The following is a 20,306-nucleotide window of genomic DNA, read 5'->3' as shown; positions in this document are numbered from 1 at the left end:
CCCTGGCTTACTCCTGGCATTCTTGCATGGGGAGCTGGAATTTTTGCAACCATGCCTGCAAATTTGCATACGCCAAACTGGAACGACCTCCGCGTCCTGCTGCATGTGGCGCGGGCTGGCGGGCTGATGGCCGCCGGCCGGCGGCTGGGTCTGGACCAGACGACGGTCGCCCGCCGCGTCACCGCCCTGGAGACCGATCTGGGCGTCAAGCTGATCGACCGCTCGCCGCGTGGCGTCAGCCTGACCAGCCAGGGCCTGACCCTGCTGGAACACGCCGAGCGCATCGAGGCCGAGCTGATGAGCGCCAGCGAGCGGCTGGGCGCGGTGGGACAAACCCTGTCGGGCACGGTGCGCCTGTCGACGCCGGAAGCGTTCGGCGCCCATCTGGTCGCGCCGGCCGCCCACCAGTTTCACCAGCGCTTCCCGGGCCTGCAGCTGGAACTGGCGCCGCTGTCGCGCAGCGTCAACCTGATGCGCCGCGAGGCCGACATCGCCATCAGCCTCAGCCGCCCCACCCAGGGTCGCATCGTTACCCGCAAGCTCGCCGACTACAGTCTGGGCCTCTACGCCGCGCGCACATACCTGGCCCGGACGCCGCCGCTGGAGGACCTGGCCCAACTGCTGGAGCGGCCGCTGGTCTGGTACATCGACGAGATGCTGGACGTGCCCGAGCTGCGCTATCTGGACCAGGTGGCGGCGGGCGCGACGACGGTGTTCCGCTCCAACTCGATCGCCGCCCAGCAAGCCGCCGTCGCGTCGGGGCTGGGGTTCGGGGTGCTGCACCGGTTCTCGGCCGAAGGCGATCCGCGCCTGCAACGCGTGCTGCCCGAGCAGTTGGACCTGCAGCGCAGCTATTGGGTCTCGGCCCACGCCGACCTGGCGCCCCTGCCCCGCGTCCGCGCCGTGCTGGACTTCCTGGCCGACCTGGTCACCCAGCACGCCGCATCGCTGTAGCGCGCGATGACGACTCCATGTCACGGCGTTTTCCGTCCAGACTGAACGCCGATTAGAGAAGCTTCGCCTCGCCGGAGGAAATCTCGGTTTCAATTCCCACTGAACAAATAGGAATTATCTCACGAACAAAAACCGGCGCCTCTCGCGATACGCATGCGCGCCGAAAACGGGGATCTGCAGTGATCAAGCGTCTTCTCATCGGAACCGCGGCCGGCGCCATCGGCGCGACCTTCGCCGGCGCCGCCTTCGCCGAAGCCAGTCCGGAAGCCCCCGGCGACACCGCCGTCGAGCAGGTGATCGTCACCGCCCAGCGCCGCGAACAGTCGGCCCAGGACGTCGGCGTCGCTTTGTCGGTGATCTCGGGCGACCAGCTGGCCGCGCGCGGTGTCGCCACGGTCAACCAGCTGCAGTTCGCCACGCCCAGCCTGGAGATCACCCCGCAGTTCGGCAGCGGCCAGCCCAGCTTCCGCCTGCGCGGCGTCGGCTTCGACGACTACGCCTCGAACAACTCCTCGACCGTCGGCGTCAGCGTCGACGAGGTGGCCTATCCTATCCAGGCCCAGACCCAGGGCCTGCTGTTCGACATCGCCCGCGTGGAGGTCCTGCGCGGCCCGCAAGGCACGCTCTACGGCCGCAACACCACCGGCGGCGCGATCAACTTCATCACCAACCGTCCGACCCGTTCGCTGAGCGCCGGTGTCACCGCCGAATACGACAGCAACGAGGAATTCAAGGCCGAGGGCTTCGTCTCGGGCCCGATCAGCGACACGCTGAGCGGCCGCCTGGCCTTCGTCACCGACCAGGGCGGGGCCTGGCAGAAGAACCGCACGACCGGCCAGAAGCTGGGCGACAAGGACACGACCTCCGTGCGCGGCCAGCTGGCCTGGACGCCGACCGACAGGACCGACTTCCTGCTCAGCGTTCATGCCGGCTATGACAAGTCCGAGCCGACGGGCCTCTACCTCTTCAACCCGCTGGGCTACAACGCCAGCCTGCCGACCATCGCCGCCGACGGCAGCCGCAAGAACACCGGCTGGGGCGGCTCGGCGGCCTTCGCCGCCCTGACCGGCATCGCGACCGACGCCAAGCCGTTCCACGACACCAAGAGCAGCGGCGTCTCGTTGCGCGCCCACACCGAGACCGACGGCGTCGACCTGGTCTCGATCACGTCCTACGAGACCCTGCACCGCAAGGAATACAACGACTGGGACGCCTCGGCCTACGCCTATGCCGGGACCTATTTCGACACCGACGCCAAGGTCTTCTCGCAGGAACTTCGCGCCTCGTCAAAGACCGAGGGTCCGCTGCAGTGGCTGGTCGGCGGCTACTATTCGCGTGAGACGATCGACGAGGCCTTCTATTCGGACTTCTACCAGTCGCTGCTGTTCGACACCCGCACGACCTATAGCCAAAAGGTCCGCTCGGCCTCGCTGTTCGGCCAGCTGGAATACGCGCTGACCGACAAGGTCAAGCTGATCGGCGGCCTGCGCGGCGAGAACGAGAAGCGCAACCAGGACAACTTCGTCACCGCTGGCGTCTTCGCCCCCGGCGCCCCGGCGACCAACTTCAGCCCGACCGCCGACAAAGCGCTGCACAACAAGACCCTGACCGGCAAGCTGGCCTTGGAATACCGTCCGATCGCCGGGGTGCTGATCTACGCCAGCGCCAGCAAGGGCACGAAGTCCGGCGGTTTCACCTCGTACAATGTCGGCGACGCCTCGGCCGTCGACGGCTTCCGCCCCGAAACGCTGTGGGCCTATGAGACGGGCTTCAAGTCCAGCTTCGCCGACAACACCGTCCAGCTGAACGGCTCGGTCTTCTACTATGACTACAAGGACCAGCAGGTTCAGTCGGCGATCTACGACATCAACAACGGCCCGATCGGGGCCATCGTCAACGCCCAGAAGTCGCACATCTACGGCGGCGAGCTGGAGCTGACCTGGCGTCCGGTCCCCGCCCTGCGGATCGGGCAGTCGCTGGGCTACAAGACCGGCAAGTTCGACAAGTACACCAACGACCTCGACATCCCGGCCAGCGTCGCCGCGGGTCGCGCCGTCTACATCTCGCGCACCGGGGCCAAGGTCGGCTTCCCGCCGCTCAGCTACGGCGGCGACGTGTCCTACACCTGGGGCGTCGGCGACTACGAGGTCCAGGCGCAGGGCAATTGGGCCTTCCACGACAAGACCAAGCCGCTGCTGCTGGGTTCGCGCTACGACGTCGACAGCTATTGGCTAGCCAACGCCAGCGTGACGGTGTCGCCGGCCAAGGGCCCGTGGGAGCTGACGGTGTTCGCCCGCAACGTCTTCAACACCAAGTACGACCTGACGCGGAACTTCTTCCTGCCGCTGATCGACATCGCCGCGCCGGGCCAGCCGGCCACCTATGGCGTTCGCGCCCAGTATCGCTTCTAGTCGGACCGCCGGGGAGGACCGCCCATGTTGAAGACCCTGTTGCTGATCGTGGGCGGCCTGGTGGCCGTCGTGGTCCTGGCCGGCCTCGTCGGCTGGCTGCTGCTGCGCGGCCCCGACATCCCGTACGAGAAACTGGAAGCCAAGTACGCCACCAAGGCCTCGCACTATGCCGACCTGCCCGGCGGCGTGCGGCTGCACTACAAGGACGAGGGCAAGGCCGACGGTCCGCTGCTGGTCCTCGTCCACGGCTTCGGCGACTCCCACTTCTCCTGGGAGGGCTGGGTCGCGCGGCTCGGCGATCGCTACCGGATCATCACGGTCGACCTGCCCGGTCACGGCCTGACCCGCGCGCCGGAAGGCTATGTCGCCTCGGCCGACGGTTTCGCCGACCTGATCGACGCCCTGGCGGCCAAGGAAAACCTGCCCAAATTCGCCATCGCCGGCAATTCGATGGGCGGCGGCGTGGCCTGGCAGGTCGCCGTGCGCCATCCGAACCGCGTCAACGGCCTGATCCTGGCCGACGCCGCCGGCTGGCCGGCCACGACGCTGAAGAAGCCGCCGCTGGCCTTCAAACTGCTGAAATATTCTTGGGGCCGCGCCTTCCTGCGCTCGATCGACAACACGCCGCTGATCCGCTCGGGCCTGCGCGGCGAGGTCGGGGATCCCGCCGTGATCACCGACGCCTTCATCGACCGCTGGGCCGAGCTGCAGCGCGCCCCAGGCCACCGCGCCATCCTGATGTCGATCCAGCCCGGCAAGCACAGCCAGGCGACCAAGGAAGTCCTCTCGACGATCAAGGCTCCGACCCTGGTCCTGTGGGGCGAGATCGACCCGCTGATCGAGGTCGCCGGCGCCCACAAGTTCGCCGAGGCCATCCCGGGCGCCAAGCTGATCATCTATCCCAAGGTCGGCCACCTGCCCCAGGTCGAGATCCCCCAGCGCACAGCCGATGACGTGGCCGCTTTCCTGACCGCCGCCGGCATCCAATAGGTGGCGCGGCGGCGCGGCCCCTCTAGAGTAACCCCATGCGTACCGACTATCTCGGCAATCCGGTGAGCCCGACGTCCGACGCCGCCCTGGCGGCGGTCGACGGGTTCATCGACGGCTTTCTCAGCTACGAGACCCGGGCGGCCGAGGTGATCGGCGCCGCCGAGGCGCATCCGGACAGCATCCTGCTGAACGCCTATGCCGCCGTGCTGTGGCTGCTGCTGGAAGCCCCCGAGGCGGCCGAACGCGCCGCGCCCTATCTGGCCCGCGCTCGAGAGCTGGCGCGCGACGCCCATCCGCGCGAACGGGCCTTCGTCGATTTCGTCGCCGCCTGGTCGGCCGACGACATTCCCGGCGCGCTCGCCATCGCCGAGGTCATCCAGAAGAGCTGGCCGCGCGACCTGCTGACGCTGAAGCTGCGGCACTATCACGATTTCAACCACGGCGACTTCCCGGCCATGCTGCGCACGGCCAGCGCCGCCTTACCCGCCGCCGCGGACGTCGCCTACCTGCATGGCATGCTGGCCTTCGCCTACGAGCAGTGCCACCTGCTGGACGAGGCCGAGACCGCCGCTCGCCGCGCCCTCGAGCTCAAGCGCAAGGAGCCGTGGGCCCAGCACGCCCTGGCCCACGTGATGCTGACCCAGGGTCGCATCGACGAGGGCGCGGCGTTCCTGGAAGGCGTCCGCGACACCTGGACGGGCCTGAACTCGTTCATGGACACGCACCTGTGGTGGCACCTGGCGCTATTCTACCTCAGCCAGGGCAAGGCTGACGCGGCCCTCGCCGCCTATGACGACCACTGCTGGACCCAGGAGAAGGACTACTCGCAGGACCAGGTCGGGGCGGTCTCGCTGCTGGCCCGACTGGAGATGGCAAGCGTAGACGTGGGCGATCGGTGGACCGACGTCGCCGACCACCTCGCCGCTCGCGCCGACGATGTGGTCCAGCCGTTCCTGACCCTGCAGTATCTCTATGGCCTGGCCCGCGCCGGCCGGCCGCAGGCCGACACGCTGCTGGCCGCCGTGCGGCGTGCGGCGCTGGAGGCCCCCGCCCATGTCCGCCAGACCTGGAGCGAGGTCGCCCTGCCCGCCGCCGAGGGCCTGGTCGCCCACGCGCGCGGCGACTATCCAAGCGCCCTGCGCGGCCTGCGGGCCGCCCTGCCCCGCCTGTCCGAAATCGGCGGCAGCCACGCCCAGCGCGACCTCTTCGAGCAACTGATCCTGGACGCCCTGATCCGCGCCGACCGCCTGTCGGAAGCCCAGCAGACCCTGGAGCTGCGGCGCGGCTTCGATCCCGACGGCGTCCCGCTGAACCGGACCCTGGCCGCAGTCTACGACCGGCTCGGCCTGCCAGGCGAGGCGGCCAAGGCGCGGGCCCGCGTCGAACGGCGCCTGGCGGCCCTGGCGTGAGACTGAAAGCGTTTCTCGGCGGCCTGGCGGCTTTCCTGCTGGCGCTCGCCCCCTGGCCCAGGCCGCGCCCAAGGACGATCTGACCGTCGCCCTGCAACTGGAGCCGCCGAACCTGGACCCGACCTCGGGCGCCGCCGTGGCGACCGACGAGGTGGTCTACGCCACCGTGTTCGAGGGCCTGGTGCGCCTGGACGCCCAGGGGACGGTGAAGCCGCTGCTGGCGACCTGGTGGGAGGTTTCGCCCGACGGCCTGATCTACACCTTCCACCTGCGCGACGGCGCGAGTTTCCAGGACGGGACGCCCTTCGACGCCAGCATCGTCAAGTTCAGCCTTGAGCGGGCGATCGCGCCCAACTCGACCAACGTCCAGAAGCAGGCGCTCAGCGTCATCCGCCAGGTCGAGGTCGTCGATCCGCGCACCGTGCGCCTGCATCTGGCCAGTCCTGACAGCAACCTGCTCTACACCCTGGCCTGGGGCGACAGCGTGATGGTTTCGCCCAAGTCGGCGGGCAGCCTGGCCACCGCCCCGGTCGGCACCGGCCCGTTCAGGTTCGCCGGCTGGCGACGCGGCGATACGGTGACCCTGGCCCGCAACGACAGTTATTGGGGAGCGCCCGCCAAGCTGAAGACGGTGCGGTTCAAGTTCATCGCCGATCCGGCGGCGGCCTTCGCGGCGATCAAGACCCACGAGGTCGACGCCTTCCCCGACTATCCCGCGCCGGAAAACCTGGCCCAGCTGCGCGCCGATCCGGCCCTGAAGGTGGTCACCGCCTCCAGCGAGGGCGAGGTGATCCTGGCCATGAACGAGCGCACCGGTCCGCTGGCAGACGTGCGGGTGCGCCGCGCGCTCCAACACGCCCTGGATCGTCGGGCGATCATCGACGGGGCGATGTACGGCTACGGCACGCCAATCGGCAGCCACTTCCCCCCGCAGAACGCCGCCTATGTGGACCTGACCGGCCTCTATCCGCACGACCTGGCCAAGGCCAAGGCGCTGCTGGCGCAAGCGGGCTATCCGAACGGCCTGGACCTGACCCTGAAACTACCGCCGCCCAACTACGCCCGACGCAGCGGCGAGATCGTCGCCGCCCAGCTGGCCCAGGCCGGCGTGCGCGTGAAGATCGAGAACATCGAGTGGGCCCAGTGGCTGGACCAGGTCTATGGCCGCCACGCCTTCGACCTGACCATCGTCAGCCACGCCGAGCCGATGGACTACGCCATCTACGATAAGGCCGACTACTATTTCGGCTACCACAGCGACGCCTTCCACACCCTGATGCAGGCTCTGAAGGGCGCGACCGACGAAGGCCAGCGCACGGCGATCCTGGACCAGATCCAGCGTCGCATCGCCGACGACGCGGTCAACGGCTTCCTGTTCCAGTTCCCGCGCCTGGGCGTGTTCGATGCGCGACTGAAGGATTTCTGGGTCAATTCCCAGACCCAGACCATCGACCTGCACGTGGCATCGTTCGACGGAGACGGCGCCGCCGAGGCCGCGGGCAAGGCGAAGAACGGGTCGGTCAGCGCCATCCTCGGCGGCGTGCTGGTCCTGGCGGTCTTAGGCGGCCTGACGTTGCTCGCCGCCCGCTTCGGCGTGGCTTGGCTGGGCGGCCGGGCGGCCGTGATGGTGCTGACGTTGCTGGCGGCCAGCCTCATGGTCTTCGCCATCATCCAGATCGTGCCGGGAGACCCAGCCGCCTACATGCTGGGCCTGAACGCCAGCCCGGAAGCCGTCGCCAACCTGCGCCAGCAGATGGGCCTCGAAGGTCCGGCGGCGCAACGCTACCTCGCCTGGCTCGTCGGCATGCTGCACGGTGACCTGGGTGTCAGCTACACCTACCAGACCCCGGTCGCGGCCCTCGTCGCCGAGCGGGTTGGCGTCTCGCTACCCTTGGCCCTCCTCGCCGTGGGGCTGTCGATCGTCATTGGCGCGCCCATCGGCGCCCTGGCCGCCGCGCGGCGCGGCAAGGCCACCGACACCGTAGTCATGGGGCTGACCCAGGTCGGCGTCGCCATCCCGAACTTCTGGTTCGCGGTCCTCCTGGTCATGGTCTTCTCGATCGGACTGCGCTGGGTCTCGGCCGGCGGCTTCCCGGGCTGGGAGGCGGGCCTGATCCCGGCCCTGAAGGCCCTCGCCCTGCCAGCCGTCGCCCTGGCCGCGCCGCAAGCGGCGATCATCGCCCGCGTCACCCGCTCGGCCCTCATCGACACCCTGGCCGAGGACTGGATGCGCACCGCACGCGCCAAGGGGCTGACCGCCAGCCAGGCCTTGTGGCGGCACGGCCTTCCCAACGCCCTGATCCCGATCCTGACCATCCTGGGCCTGCAGTTCCCGTTCCTGCTGGCCGGCGGGGTGATCATCGAGAACGTCTTCTTCCTGCCGGGCCTGGGACGGCTCGTGCTGCAGGCCATCACCCAGCGCGACCTGATCGTGGTGCAGGGCGTGGTGATGCTGCTGGTCTTCGCCGTGGTCGCCACCAACTTCCTGGTCGACGTGGCCTATGTGCTGGTCGATCCCCGCCTGCGAAGGCGCGGATCATGAACCGCTCGCGCCTCCCCCCTACGCTCGTCGTCGGCGCCGCGATCAGCTTGGCCTTCGTGGCCTTCGCCTTGGTCTCCCTGGTCTGGACGCCCTACGACGTCACCGCCTTCGACATCGACCACCGCCTGCAAGGGCCCACCGCCGCGCACTGGCTGGGCCTGGACCATTTCGGGCGCGACGTCGCCTCGATGATCCTGCTGGGCGCCCGCAACGCTCTGTCGGTGTCGCTGGTGGCGGTGCTGCTGGGGGCCGGGATCGGCGTCCCCCTGGGCCTGCTGGCCGCCGCCCGCCGAGGCTGGGGTGACGAGCTGGTCATGCGCGGCTCGGACGTGGTCTTCGCCTTCCCGGCCCTGATCCTGGCGATCCTGATCACCGCCGTGCTGGGTCCGGGCGCGATCAACGCCGTGATCGCCATCGGCGTCTTCAACATCCCGGTGTTCGCGCGCCTGACCCGAGGTTCAGCGCTGAGCCTCTGGACCCGCGACTACGTCCTGGCGGCCCGCGCGGCCGGCAAGGGGGCGACGCGGATTTCGATCGAGCACATCGCCCCGGGCCTGGCCAGCGTGCTGATCGTCCAGGCCACCTTGCAGTTCTCGCTGGGCGTCATCGCCGAGGCGGGCCTGTCCTATGTCGGTCTCGGGGCCCAGCCGCCGGCCGCCAGTTGGGGCAAGATGCTGGCCGACGCCCAGACCCTGGTCGCCATCGCGCCGCTTCAGGCGATCTTCCCGGGCCTGGCGATCGTGATCACCGTGCTGGGCCTAAACCTGCTGGGCGACGGTCTGCGCGACCGGCTGGACCCGCGCCTGCAGGAGGACCGCTGACATGGCCCTGCTGGATATCCGGGATCTGAAGCTGGCTCTCGGCGACAAGCCGATCCTCAAGGGCCTGACGCTCTCGCTGGAAGCCGGCCAGGTGCTGGGGATCGTCGGCGAGTCCGGCTCGGGCAAGTCGATGACCGCGCTCTCGATCCTGGGCCTGCCGCCGCGCGGCGCGACGCTCGGGGGGACGATCGGCTTCGAGGGCCAGGACCTCGTCGGCCTGCCGGACGCCGCGATCGCCCGCCTGCGCGGCGACCGCATCGGCATGGTCTTCCAGGAGCCCATGACGGCCCTGAACCCGGTCATGACCATCGGCGCCCAGGTGGCCGAGGTCGTGCGCCTGCACCGCAAGGCTTCCCGTGCCGAGGCCAGGGCCGCCGCCCGCCAGGCGCTGGATCGCGTAGGCCTGGAAGACATCCCGCTGACCCGCTATCCGCACGAGCTGTCGGGCGGCCAGCGCCAGCGGGTCGCGATCGCCATCGCCGTCGTGCTGTCGCCACGCCTGCTGATCGCCGACGAGCCGACCACGGCGCTGGACGTCACGACCCAGGCGCAGATTCTAAATCTGCTGCTGCGCCTGGTCCGCGAGGACGGCGCGGCCCTGATCCTGATCAGCCACGACCTGGCCCTGGTCGCCCAGGCCGCCGACCGCGTGGCGGTGATGAAGGACGGCGAGATCGTCGAGCAGGGCGAGACCGGCGTCCTCTTCAAGACCCTCGCTCATCCCTACACCCGCGCCCTGGCCGCGGACGCCGAACGCATGCCGGTTCGGACGCGCAAGCCCGACGTCGAGGCCGTCCCGGTGCTGGAGGCGCGCGACGTGGTCCGCGACTATCCGGGTGCGCGCGGGTTCCTGCGCGCCGGTCCGCCGGTCCGCGTCCTGCCGGGCGTCTCGCTGGCGATCCGCCCTGGCGAGATCGTCGGCCTGGTCGGCGAGTCCGGCAGCGGCAAGTCCACCCTGCTGCGGGCCCTGCTGGCCCTGGATCCGGTCCAGGGCGGCGAGGTGCGCCTGGCGGGCGCGCCGTTCACGCCGACCTCGCCACGCCGCGACCGCCGGGCCATCCAGCTGGTCTTCCAGGATCCTCAGGGCAGCCTGAACCCGCGCTGGACGGTCGAGCGTCTGGTCGCCGAGCCGCTGCACCTGCTGGACGAGAAGCTCTCCGCCGCCGAACGTCGCGCACAGGTCGAGGCCGTCCTCGCCAAGGTCGGCCTGCCGCCCGAGGTCGCCGACCGATATCCGCACCAGTTCAGCGGCGGCCAGCGCCAGCGCATCGCCATCGCCCGCGCCCTGATCGTCGAGCCTGAGGTCATCGCCCTGGATGAAGCCGTCTCGGCCCTGGACGTCACGGTCCGCGCCGAGGTGCTGGACCTTCTGGCGAAACTCTCCGACGACCTGGGCGTGGCCTATCTGTTCGTGACCCACGACATGGGCGTGGTGCGCGGCCTGACCGACCGGGTGCTGGTCATGCGGAAGGGCCAGATCGTCGAGAGCGGCCCGACCGCCGAGGTCTTCGCCAATCCCCAGCATCCGTACACGGCGCAACTGATCGCCGCGACGCCGGACCTCGCCCGCGCGCTGGCCGCGAGAGGCTAGCCCTGCGCCGCGTGCACGCCGCGCGCGATAGCCCGCGCCAGGCAGTCACCAGCGGCCGAGCCCAGTCTAGCCAGGCGATGCGCCCGACCGTCCTGCCCGAGATCCACCGCCCCCGAGGCGGCGGCGAAGACCACGTCACCGTCGAACGGCGTATGGGCCGGACGGATGGCGCGCGAGAGGCCGTCCTGGGCCATCATCGCCAGGCGCTGACACTCGCCCGCGCCAAGCCCGGCGTTGGTGGCGACCAGGGCCAGGGTCGTGTTGGCGCCCTCGGTCAGGCGTCCTTGGCCCGCGAGACGGGAGTCGTCGGGCATCGGCTCGATCGCCCTCGCCGGACCGCTCGGGACGCGGCCGCCGAACTCGCCGTCGATCTCGAACGGCCAGGCCCAGAAGGTCTCGCCGTCCGGCATGAACACTGAGCCGACGGGATTGACCGCGACCAGGGCCGCGACGACCAGCCCGTCGCCCAAGTCCAGCGAGGCCGAGCCCAGGCCGCCTTGCACCAGGCCCGCCCGCGCGCCGCGCCCGGCTCCGACCGCGCCGAGATCAAAGGCCGTTCCGGCCGCCGCGAACGCCGCCTGGCCCAGGGCGCGATAGGGCGGATCCAGGCCCCAGGCCTTGTCGCCACCGTTGGCGAGGTCATAAAGCACCGCCCCGCCGACGATCGGGGTCCGGGGCGTGTCGGGCCGCACCAGGAAGCCTTCGCCCGCCTGCGACAAGGCGGCGGTGACGCCGTCGGCGGCGGCCAGGCCGAACACCGAGCCCCCGCTGAAGGTCAGGGCGTGCAGCTTGGCGTAGCCGTTCTCGGGCGACAGGGCCGCGGTCTCGCGCACGCCGGGCCCACCGCCGCGCACGTCGACGGCCGCCGTCCAGCCGCCGGGAAAGCGCACGACGGTCACGCCCGTTCGCGCCGCCTCGTCCGTGGCGTTGCCGACCGAGAGGCCGGGCACGTCTGTCAGCAGGTTGAGCGGACCGGGTCGAAGCAAGGCGAAGTCCTTCCGAAGAGTCGGCGCACTCTAGCGAAGCCGCCCGCGAGCGTCCTAGTCTCGATCCATGAGCGCGCTTCCCGACCTGACGGCGACCGAACTATCCCGGCTGTACGCCGTCGGCGACCTCTCGCCCGTCGAGGTCACATCGGCCGTGCTGGCGCGGATCGAGGCCTGGGAGCCCGATCTCGCCGCCACCTGGGCCTTGGACGCGAAGGCGGCCCTGGCGGCGGCTCGCGCTTCGGAGGCCCGTTGGCGAAAGGGCGAGGCGCTGGGCCCGCTGGACGGCGTCCCCGTCACCATCAAGGAGCTGATCGCCACGCGCGGCGTCGCCAAGCCGCTGGGCTCGGCCGCCTCCGACCTGGCGCCCGAGCCCATCGACGCCCCGCCGGCCGCACGGCTGCGCGAGGCAGGCGCGGTGATCCTGGCCAAGACCACCAACCCTGACTTCGGCATGCTGTCGTCAGGCCTTTCCAGCTTCCACGCGCTGTCGCGCAATCCCTGGGATTTGGCCAAGACGCCCGGCGGTTCCAGCGCTGGCGCGGGATCGGCGGCCGCGGCCGGCTATGGGCCACTGCACCTGGGCACCGACATCGGCGGCTCGATCCGCCTGCCGGCCGGCTGGTGCGGCATCTATGGCCTGAAGCCCAGCAACGGCCGCATCCCGATCGACCCGCCCTACATCGGCCGCTGCGCCGGGCCGATGACCCGCACGGTCGAGGACGCCGCCCTAGCCATGACCGTGCTCTCCAAGCCGGACTGGCGCGACTACATGAGCTTGCCGCCAGAGACGATCGCCTGGGACGATCTCGAGATCGACCTGAAGGGCCTGCGGATCGGCCTGATGCTGGACGCCGGCGCCGGCCTGCCGGTCGAGCCCGAGGTGGCGGAGGCCGTGACCGCCGCCGCCAAGGCGTTCGAAGCCGCCGGGGCGATCGTCGAGCCGTTCGCGCCCTACCTGACCCGCGAGATGCTGAACGGCCTGGACCTCTTCTGGCGCACCCGCTCGCTGAACGACCTGGACGCCCTGCCGCCGGAACGGGCCGAGCGCGCCCTGCCCTACATTCTGGAATGGGCCCGCGCGGCGCGGGGCGCGGACGGGATCGCGGTCTATCGCGGCTTCAACCAGATCCAGCGGATGCGCGAGGCGGGGGCGAAGGCCTTCCAGCCGTTCGATTTCGTGATCTCGCCGACCGCGCCGATGCCGGCCTTCGACGCGGAGCTGCCTTCGCCCACCAACGATCCGGCCCGGCCGTTCGAGCACATCGGCTTCACCGTCGCCTTCAACATGACCGAGCAGCCCGCGGCCTCGATCAATTGCGGCTACACGGCCCAGGGCCTGCCGATCGGCCTGCAGATCGTGGGGCGGCGCTTCGACGACCGGGGCGTGCTGGCCTTGTCGCGGGCCTGGGAACGACTGCGGCCGGCCCAGCGTCGCTGGCCGGCCGCGCCGTTCGTCGATACGCGGAAGGTCTAGTCCGCCGCCGCGTGGGCGCCGCCGCCGCTGACCGCTTTCTTGGTCAGCCAGATCAACGGGATCAGGATCACGCACAGCCAGGCCGACACCCGGAAGAAGTCCAGCGCCGCCAGCAGGTAGGCCTGGTTGATCACCTGATTGGTGATCGCCCCGACGGCCTGCAGGTGGGTCATGCCTGTCGCCTGCAGCTTGTTGACCGCGTCGACCCACGCGGGGCTGCCCGAACTCATGGTCTCGGCTAGGCGGGTCTGGTGCACGGCCTCGCCGCGGTCCCAGATCGTCGTGGCCAGCGAAGCCGCGAAGCTGCCGGCGGTGATCCGCGAGAAGTTCGACAGGCCCGAGGCCTGCGGCGTCTGCTGGGGCGGGATGCCGTTCAGCGAGATGGTCACCATCGAGATGAAGAAGGTGCTCATCGCCACGCCCTGGACCAGCATCGGCATGACCAGCGCCCAGAAGTTGGCGTCCGGCGTGTAGCCCGAGCGCATGAAGAACGACAGGCCGAACGCCGCCAGCGAGATTGTCGCCAGCCAGCGGGCGTCGATCTTGGTCATCAGGCGCGCGGTGAACGGGGTCAGGAACACGGCCACCACCCCGCTAGGCGCGGCGACCAGGCCCGCCCAGGTGGCGATGTAGCCCATGCGGGTCTGCAGCCACAGCGGCAGCAGCAGGTTGTTGCCGAAGAACACCGCGTAGCCCAGGCAGAAGGCGATGGTGCCGATGGCGAAGTTGCTGGAGCGGAACAGCGACAGGTCGACGATCGGGTGCTTCTCGTTCAGCTCCCAGATCACCCAGGCGATGAAGCCGATGATGGCGATCCACATCTCGACGACGATGGCGGGCGAGGAGAACCAGTCGGCTTCCTTGCCGGTGTCCAGCATGACCTGCAGCGCGCCGACCCAGACCAGCAGCAGCATGAAGCCGGTGCGGTCGATCGGCAGCTTGCGGGTCGGAGTCTCGCGGCTGGCCATGTTGCGCCAGCAGACGACGGCGCACAGGATCCCGACGGGCACGTTGATCAGGAAGATCCACGGCCAGGAAATGTTGTCGGAGATGTAGCCGCCCAGGATCGGCCCGCAGATCGGGGCCACCAGGGTGGTCATCGACCAGATGGCCAGGGCCGTGCCGCGCTTGTTGGGCGGGAAGATCATGATCAGCAAGGCCTGCGAGCCCGGGATCATCGGCCCCGACACCGCGCCCTGTAGGATCCGGAAGAAGATCAGCGAGCTGAGGTTCCACGAGATGCCGCACAGGAACGAGGCGATCGTGAACAGGATCACCGAGGCCACGAAGGTCTTCACCACGCCATAGCGGCCCATCAGCCAGCCGGTCAGCGGCACCGAGACGCCGTTAGCCACGGCGAAGGCGGTGATCACCCACGTGCCCTGGCTTGAACTGACGCCGAGGTTGCCGGCGATGGTCGGGATCGAGACGTTGGCGATGGTGCTGTCCAGCACCTGCATGAAGGTGCCCAGCGCCAGGGCGATCGAGGTGACGGCCAGGAGGATCCCGGTCATCGGCGGCGGACCGGCCGCCTGGGATGGTTCGGACGCCATGAGGCGGCTCCTTACAGGCAGGCCTGAGTTACTTCGCGACGTCGATCTTGGCCTTCATCGACAGGCCCACGCGCAGCGGGTGCTCGGCCAGTTCGGCCGGGTCCAGCGTGATGCGGACGGGCACGCGCTGGACCACCTTGATCCAGTTGCCCGACGCGTTCTGGGCCGGGATCAGCGAGAACGCCGAACCGGTGCCGCCGGCCAGGCCCTTGACCTTGCCGTGGAACTTCACACCGCCGCCGTAGAGGTCGGAGATCAGGATCACCGGCTGGCCGGGGACCACCTTGTCCAGCTGCACTTCCTTGAAGTTGGCGTCGACATAGGCCTCGCGGGTCGGGACCACGGCCATCAGCGGCGCGCCCACGGCGACCTGCTGGCCGACCTGCACCGACTTGCGGGCCACCACGCCGTCGGTCGGGGCGCGGACCACGGTGCGGGCCAGGCTCAGGCGGGCGGCGTCCAGGCGGGCCTGAGCGGCCTTGACTTCGGGGTTCTCGGTGACCGAGGCGCCGGAGATCAGGACGGTGTTGACCTCGCGCGTGCCGATGGCGGCGTCGCGGCTGGCCAGGGCCTGAGCCCGGCCGGCCAGGGCGGCGTTCAGGGCGGCCTGGGCGTTGGCCAGGCGGTTCTGGGCGGTCGTCAGCTCATCACCGGAAACCGCCCCCTCCCCACGAGCGCCTGGCGGCGCGAGAGGTCGACACGGGCGCGCTCGACATCGGCGCGCGCGGCGGTGATCTGGGCGTCGGCGCGGGTCACGTCGGCCTGGCGGGCCTCGAACTGGCCGGCCAGGGCGGTGTCGCTGGCGAAGTAGCCCTTCACCTTGCGCTCGGCCTGGCCCAGAGCGGCCTCGGCCTGGGCGACGGCGATGCGGGCGTCGGCGTCATCGATGACGACCAGCGGGTCGCCCTTCTTCACGCCTTGCGTCTCGGAGACGAAGATCTTGGCGACCGGACCGGGCGACAGGGCCGTGACCTGGGCGGTCTCGGCCCCGACATAGGCGTCGTCGGTCTCGACGAAGTGGCTGTCAAAGACCAGCCACCAGGCGCCATAGCCGACAACGCCGACGGCGACCGCGCCGGCGAGAAGGGTCAGCTGGCGGCGGCGCTTGCCATTGGCCTCGTTTTGGGCGGCGGCGACTTGGGTGTCAGCGGGTTGTTGATCGGACATAGGTGCAAGTCCTAGGGAGCGGGTGTCGTGGTGATGGGGTTCAGGCGCCGGTGAAGCCGCCGCCGAGGGCGCGGATCAGGGCGATGTCGAGGGCGAAGGCGCGGCTTTCCAGGTCGGCGACGACCCGGCGCTGGGCCAGGACCGATTGCTCGGCCAGCAGCACCGACTGATAGGTCGACAGCTGACCCTCGTAGCGCAGGCGAGCGATGCGGTAGGCGTTCTCGTTGGCGGTCAAAGCCAGGCGGGCGTCGGCCAGACGACTGGCAAGCGCCTTCTCGCTGGCGGTGACGTCGGCGACATCGCGCAAGGCCTGGGTCAGGGCGCCGTCATAGGCGGCCACGGCCGCGTCGCGATCGGCCTCGGCGCCGCGCAGGCCGGCGCGCAGGCGGCCGCCTTCGAAGATCGGCAGGCGCAGGGCCGGCCCGACCTGGCCGATGTCCGAACCGCTGGAGAACAGCTTGTCGAGATAGAGGGACTGCACGCCCACGAAACCGGTCAGGTTGATGTCCGGATAGAAGGCGGCCTTGGCCTGCTTGGTGCGAGCCGTGGCCGCTTCGGCGCGCCACTTGGCGGCGACCACGTCGGGACGGCGGCCGATCAGGTTGGCCGGCAGGTTGGCCGGCAGACCGAACGGCTTGATCGTCGCGCTGGCCGGGCGGGCGATGGCCAGGCCCCGATCCGGGCCGGCGCCCAAAAGGGCGGCCAGGGCGTTGCGAGTCAGGGCGATCTGTTCGTCCAAGGCCGACAGCTCGGCCTTCGAGGCCGGCGGCCCCGCCGCGGCCTGTTCACTCTCGGCCCGGGTGTCGAGACCATTGGCGACGCGCTTGGCGACCAGGTTCGAGGTCTCCTGGCGCAGACGCACCGCCTGCTCGGCGACGTCGCGCTGGGCGTAGAGGCGCGACAGCTCGGCATAGGTCGAGGCGACGGCGGTCGACAGGGTCAGGCGGGCCTGGGCCGCGTCAGCCTGGGCGGCCTTGGCCTCTGACGTGGCGGCCGCGACGGCGGCGCGGTTCTTGCCCCAGAAGTCCAGCTCCCAGCTGAAGTCGAGGGCGATACGGCCGGTGTCGTTGTAACCGTGCGGCACGAAGGCCGGCGGGATGCCGGCATTGTAGCTCTGCTTGTTCTCGGCGACGTCGGCGCCCAGGCCCACGCGCGGCAGGTCGGCGGCCGTGGCCTGGGCGACCAGGCTCTGGGCGCGGCGCAGGCGGGCCTCGGCGGCGGCCAGGGTCGGCGAGCCCTTCAGGGCCTCATCCTCCAAGGCGTTCAGCTGGGTGTCGCCATAACCCGTCCACCAGGCGTCGGCGGGCCAGTCGGCGACGGGCGCGGCCAGGGCTTGGGTGCTCTCGTAGGCCTGGGGCGCCTTGGCGACCCGCGCGGCCTGGGCCGGCGGCAGGCTGGCGCAGGCGCCCACGACCAGGGCGCTGGCCGCCGCGAGATAGGGGCCGCTACGACGAAGGAAGGTGATTGAGGAGGTCGGCATGAGAGGCGCCTTGATGTGACCGTACGGTATAGTCATATGCTGGGGTGCAAGTAGGCCCGTATTCCGCTATAGTCAAGGCGACCGTACCGTACGGTCGGAAAGAAATTCGATGATCGACGCCAAGTTCCGCTCCGACCGTGACGCCCGCCGCGAGGCCATTCTCGACGTCGCCGCCGAGGTGTTCCTGGAGGAAGGCTTCGACGCCGCCTCGATGTCGACCATCGCGGCCAAGGTCGGCGGCTCCAAAAGCACGCTCTACAACTACTTCAAGAGCAAGGAAGAGCTCTTCCAGGCCCATGTCGAGCGCTACTGCTCATGGCAGGGCGCGGAGATGTTCGCCCTGCTGGACGACGAGGGCGACGACGTGCGCGCCGCCCTGACGCGCCTGGGCCGGCGCTACATCACCAACGTCATGTCCGACCGCAACATGCGCCATTTCCGGCTGATCGCCGCGGCGTCCGAACGCTCGCCGGACATCGGCCGGGCCTTCTACGAGGCGGGACCCCTGCGCGGCGCCCGGCTGCTAGGCGGCTTCCTGGCGCGGATGAAGCTGGAGGGCCGGATCCAGATCGACGACCCGATCGCCGGCGGCCACTTGTTCATCGGCCTGTGCCAGAACCGCATGCTGAAGGCGCGGCTGGTCAACTATATCGGCGCGCCCACGCCCGAGGACGTCGACGCCGAGGTCGCGATCGCGGTCAGCACATTCATGGCCGCGTTCGGGCCCAAGGCCTAGGCGCCCCCTACTCCGCCTTCCGCTTGAATGTGGCGCTGAAGCCTCCAAGGCTCAGCGTCCCGTGGTCGGGATCCTCGGGCGAGGCGAACACGATCCGCAGGTCCTGCGACGTGATGAAGAACGCCCGGTCCGAGGCCGGGTACAGAGGGTCGACCACGCCCTTCCAGATGTCGGCCACCAGCCGCTCGCCGTCGCGGCGGATGGTGAAGTCGCCCTGACCGTCCAGACTGAACACGCCGGCGTAACGTGTCTGGTCGGCGATCGGGACCGCCGCGACCTCGCGCTCGACCGGCTTGTGGTCGGGCCAGCCATAGACGGCGGCGACGGCCCGCACGATCTCCTCGCCCAACTGATAGCCTTGATCGCCGTTGGTCATCACCACGACGCCGTCGCCCGACTGGACGTAGCCGACCAGCGTCGCCTTGTAGCCGGCGTTGGAGCCGTCGTGACTGAAGGCGGTCTCGCCGCCGCTGGCGGTGATGTTGAAGCCCAGGCCATAGTCGCCCTTGACCGGAGTCAGCATCGTCCTGGTCATCTCGGGCGACAGTACGCCGCCGGCCTGGCCCTTGGCCGAGCGCTGGATGGCGATGACGAACCGGGCCAGGTCGCCGGGCGTGGTCCACAGGCCAGCCGCCGCCATCTCGGGATAGGTGTGCGGACCGCCGGGGATCGGCGCGCCAGCCGCATCGTGCGGCCAGGCGACCTTGGCCAGGCGGGCGGCGTCCAGCGGTTGGTCCTCGGTGCTGTGGTCCATACCCAGCGGCGCGAACACCGTCCGGCGCACCACCGTCGGGAAGGCCTGGCCCGTGACGTCGACCATCATCTGCTGGGCGATCGAATAGCCGCCGCCGGAATAGCGATAGGCCTGGCCCACGGGCTGGTCGACGACGACGGGCTTGGAATTGGCCGGCGGCGCGCCCGACAGCACCTGCGGCAGGGTCGGGACCGGCTGACCGGCCGCGTAGCCCGCGAAGCCGTGCACCGTGGTCCCGGCCGTATGCGACAGCAGCGCCCGCAGCGTCATCGGCGTCGAGGCAGTGAAGGGGCTGGCGGGCAGTTTCCAGCTCTTGAGACTGGCGTTGACGTCGGCGTCCAGCGCCAGCTTGCCCTCCTGTGCGAGGCGCAAGGCGGCGGCGGCCGCGACCGGCTTGCTGACCGAGCCGGCCTGGAACAGCGTGTCGGCGGTGACCGCCGCTCCGCCCTCGCGCGTCACGCCGAAACCGCGCGCCCACTCGACCTTGCCGGCCTTGATCACGGCGATGCTGACGCCAGGCACGCGCAGGGCCTTCATCTCGTCGGCCAGGGCGCGGGTCGAGGCCTGCCCCTTGATCGTCACCGCTGGTCTCAGGCCCGAGGTCACCGCCTGAATGCGCTGCTCGACCTCGGGCGTCTGCGCGTGCGCCGAGGTCGAGGCGAGCAGAGCGGTGGTCAGGCACAGGCCAAGCCAGGTCGTGTTCATGCGCAATCCCCTTGTACGCCAGGGATTACCGTCACACGGCCGAGCCTCGTCAACTTAGGGGTTTGTAATCCAAGAACCGCTCGCGCCGGTTTGCCGCGGGTCGGCCAGCGAGGCCAGATAGGCGCCGAACATGTCGGCCATGGCGTCGGCGTAGGCCGTGATCTCGGCCGGGGTGCGAGGCGTTTCCGAGAACGCCTTGCCGACCTGCTTCAGGGTGCTGGTCATCAGGTCCCCGGCCAGGTCGCGCACCGCCGCCGAAACGTCGGGCATCAGCTCGGTCATGAAGACCTGCAAGGTTTGCGTCCCAGACAGCCGGGCTTCCTGGGCCTCCGGCGCGTCGCGATAGAGCGGCGCGGCGTCGTCCAGCGCGCCCCGGACCTCGGCTTCCTCGCACTCCGAACGGACGAAGGCATGGACCAAGGCGCGCAGGCGATCCAGCGGCGGCCGATCCTTCTCTTCCAGAATGCCGCGCAGCAGGTCGCTGGTCTGGCGCCACTCGTCGCTCTGCAGGCGGAACAGGATGGCTGCCTTGTTGGGGAAGTACTGGTAGATCGAGCCGACGCTGACGCCCGCCTTCTCGGCCACCCGCGCGGTCGTGAAACGCTGCGCGCCCTCCTTGGCCAGAACCTGAACAGCCGCCTCCAGGATGGTCGCCACCAACTCGGCCGAGCGGGCTTGCTTGGGCGACTTTCGCGAGGAAATCCGGGGACTTGGGCGGTCGTTCATCGAC

16 protein-coding genes are annotated in these 20,306 nt (G+C 69.9%); 9 read left to right on the top strand and 7 right to left on the bottom strand.

What is annotated here, in order from left to right; translation table 11 throughout:
* Positions 1–51: 51 nt before the first annotated feature.
* From MZV50_RS10800 to MZV50_RS10770, 7 genes are all read left to right on the top strand, one after another.
* Positions 52–954, top strand: coding sequence for a LysR family transcriptional regulator (locus MZV50_RS10800; RefSeq protein ID WP_252634576.1), 903 nt, complete (start codon positions 52–54; stop codon positions 952–954).
* Between the two features lie 179 nt (positions 955–1,133).
* Positions 1,134–3,365, top strand: a complete 2,232-nt coding sequence (locus MZV50_RS10795) for a TonB-dependent receptor (RefSeq protein WP_252634575.1) — start codon at positions 1,134–1,136, stop codon at positions 3,363–3,365.
* A 24-nt stretch (positions 3,366–3,389) separates the two neighbouring features.
* Entirely contained in the window at positions 3,390–4,355 is a 966-nt protein-coding gene (locus tag MZV50_RS10790; RefSeq protein ID WP_252634574.1) for an alpha/beta fold hydrolase, read from the top strand.
* A 35-nt stretch (positions 4,356–4,390) separates the two neighbouring features.
* The gene (locus MZV50_RS10785; protein WP_252634573.1) at positions 4,391–5,764 is read left to right on the top strand and encodes a tetratricopeptide repeat protein; all 1,374 of its coding nucleotides are present in this window, start codon (positions 4,391–4,393) and stop codon (positions 5,762–5,764) included.
* A 136-nt stretch (positions 5,765–5,900) separates the two neighbouring features.
* Complete coding sequence (locus MZV50_RS10780; RefSeq protein WP_252634572.1) at positions 5,901–8,306, top strand: ABC transporter substrate-binding protein; 2,406 nt, start codon at positions 5,901–5,903, stop codon at positions 8,304–8,306.
* The gene (locus tag MZV50_RS10775; protein ID WP_252634571.1) at positions 8,303–9,127 is read left to right on the top strand and encodes an ABC transporter permease; all 825 of its coding nucleotides are present in this window, start codon (positions 8,303–8,305) and stop codon (positions 9,125–9,127) included. Before MZV50_RS10780 ends, MZV50_RS10775 begins: the two co-directional genes overlap by 4 nt.
* Before the next feature lies 1 nt (position 9,128).
* Positions 9,129–10,718 carry a dipeptide ABC transporter ATP-binding protein gene (locus tag MZV50_RS10770; RefSeq protein WP_252634570.1) on the top strand — a complete coding sequence of 530 codons (1,590 nt, stop codon included), beginning with the start codon at positions 9,129–9,131 and terminating at the stop codon, positions 10,716–10,718.
* Here MZV50_RS10770 and MZV50_RS10765 read toward each other — a convergent pair.
* Positions 10,715–11,704 (bottom strand): P1 family peptidase, encoded by a 990-nt coding sequence (locus MZV50_RS10765; protein WP_252634569.1) that lies wholly within the window; start codon positions 11,702–11,704, stop codon positions 10,715–10,717. The genes MZV50_RS10770 and MZV50_RS10765 overlap by 4 nt on opposite strands.
* Positions 11,705–11,771: 67 nt before the next feature.
* On the opposite strand from MZV50_RS10765, the gene MZV50_RS10760 reads away from it, so the two are divergent.
* Positions 11,772–13,181: an amidase gene (locus MZV50_RS10760; RefSeq protein ID WP_252634568.1), complete on the top strand. Its 1,410-nt coding sequence runs from the start codon at positions 11,772–11,774 to the stop codon at positions 13,179–13,181.
* Here the strand turns inward: MZV50_RS10760 and MZV50_RS10755 are convergent.
* From MZV50_RS10755 to MZV50_RS10740, 4 genes are all read right to left on the bottom strand, one after another.
* Positions 13,178–14,734, bottom strand: coding sequence for a DHA2 family efflux MFS transporter permease subunit (locus tag MZV50_RS10755; RefSeq protein WP_252634567.1), 1,557 nt, complete (start codon positions 14,732–14,734; stop codon positions 13,178–13,180). The two genes, MZV50_RS10760 and MZV50_RS10755, sit on opposite strands and share 4 nt — an antisense overlap.
* A 28-nt stretch (positions 14,735–14,762) precedes the next feature.
* Positions 14,763–15,302, bottom strand: a complete 540-nt coding sequence (locus MZV50_RS26575; protein ID WP_354668949.1) for an HlyD family secretion protein — start codon at positions 15,300–15,302, stop codon at positions 14,763–14,765.
* 71 nt (positions 15,303–15,373) lie between these two features.
* Positions 15,374–15,901: a biotin/lipoyl-binding protein gene (locus MZV50_RS26570; RefSeq protein ID WP_252634566.1), complete on the bottom strand. Its 528-nt coding sequence runs from the start codon at positions 15,899–15,901 to the stop codon at positions 15,374–15,376.
* A 40-nt stretch (positions 15,902–15,941) separates the two neighbouring features.
* Positions 15,942–17,381, bottom strand: a complete 1,440-nt coding sequence (locus MZV50_RS10740) for an efflux transporter outer membrane subunit (protein WP_252634565.1) — start codon at positions 17,379–17,381, stop codon at positions 15,942–15,944.
* Positions 17,382–17,490: 109 nt separating this feature from the next.
* Here MZV50_RS10740 and MZV50_RS10735 point away from each other — a divergent pair, with 109 nt between their 5' ends.
* Complete coding sequence (locus MZV50_RS10735; protein ID WP_252634564.1) at positions 17,491–18,117, top strand: TetR/AcrR family transcriptional regulator; 627 nt, start codon at positions 17,491–17,493, stop codon at positions 18,115–18,117.
* 7 nt (positions 18,118–18,124) lie between these two features.
* Here the strand turns inward: MZV50_RS10735 and MZV50_RS10730 are convergent, their stop codons facing one another.
* Positions 18,125–19,576 (bottom strand): serine hydrolase domain-containing protein, encoded by a 1,452-nt coding sequence (locus tag MZV50_RS10730; protein WP_252634563.1) that lies wholly within the window; start codon positions 19,574–19,576, stop codon positions 18,125–18,127.
* Positions 19,577–19,630: 54 nt separating this feature from the next.
* Entirely contained in the window at positions 19,631–20,302 is a 672-nt protein-coding gene (locus tag MZV50_RS10725) for a TetR family transcriptional regulator (RefSeq protein ID WP_252634562.1), read from the bottom strand.
* Positions 20,303–20,306: the final 4 nt, after the last annotated feature.

Origin of the sequence: Caulobacter segnis, assembly GCF_023935105.1 — a bacterium.
Lineage (GTDB): Bacteria > Pseudomonadota > Alphaproteobacteria > Caulobacterales > Caulobacteraceae > Caulobacter > Caulobacter segnis_B.
This window is presented reverse-complemented; position numbering and strand designations above follow the sequence as displayed.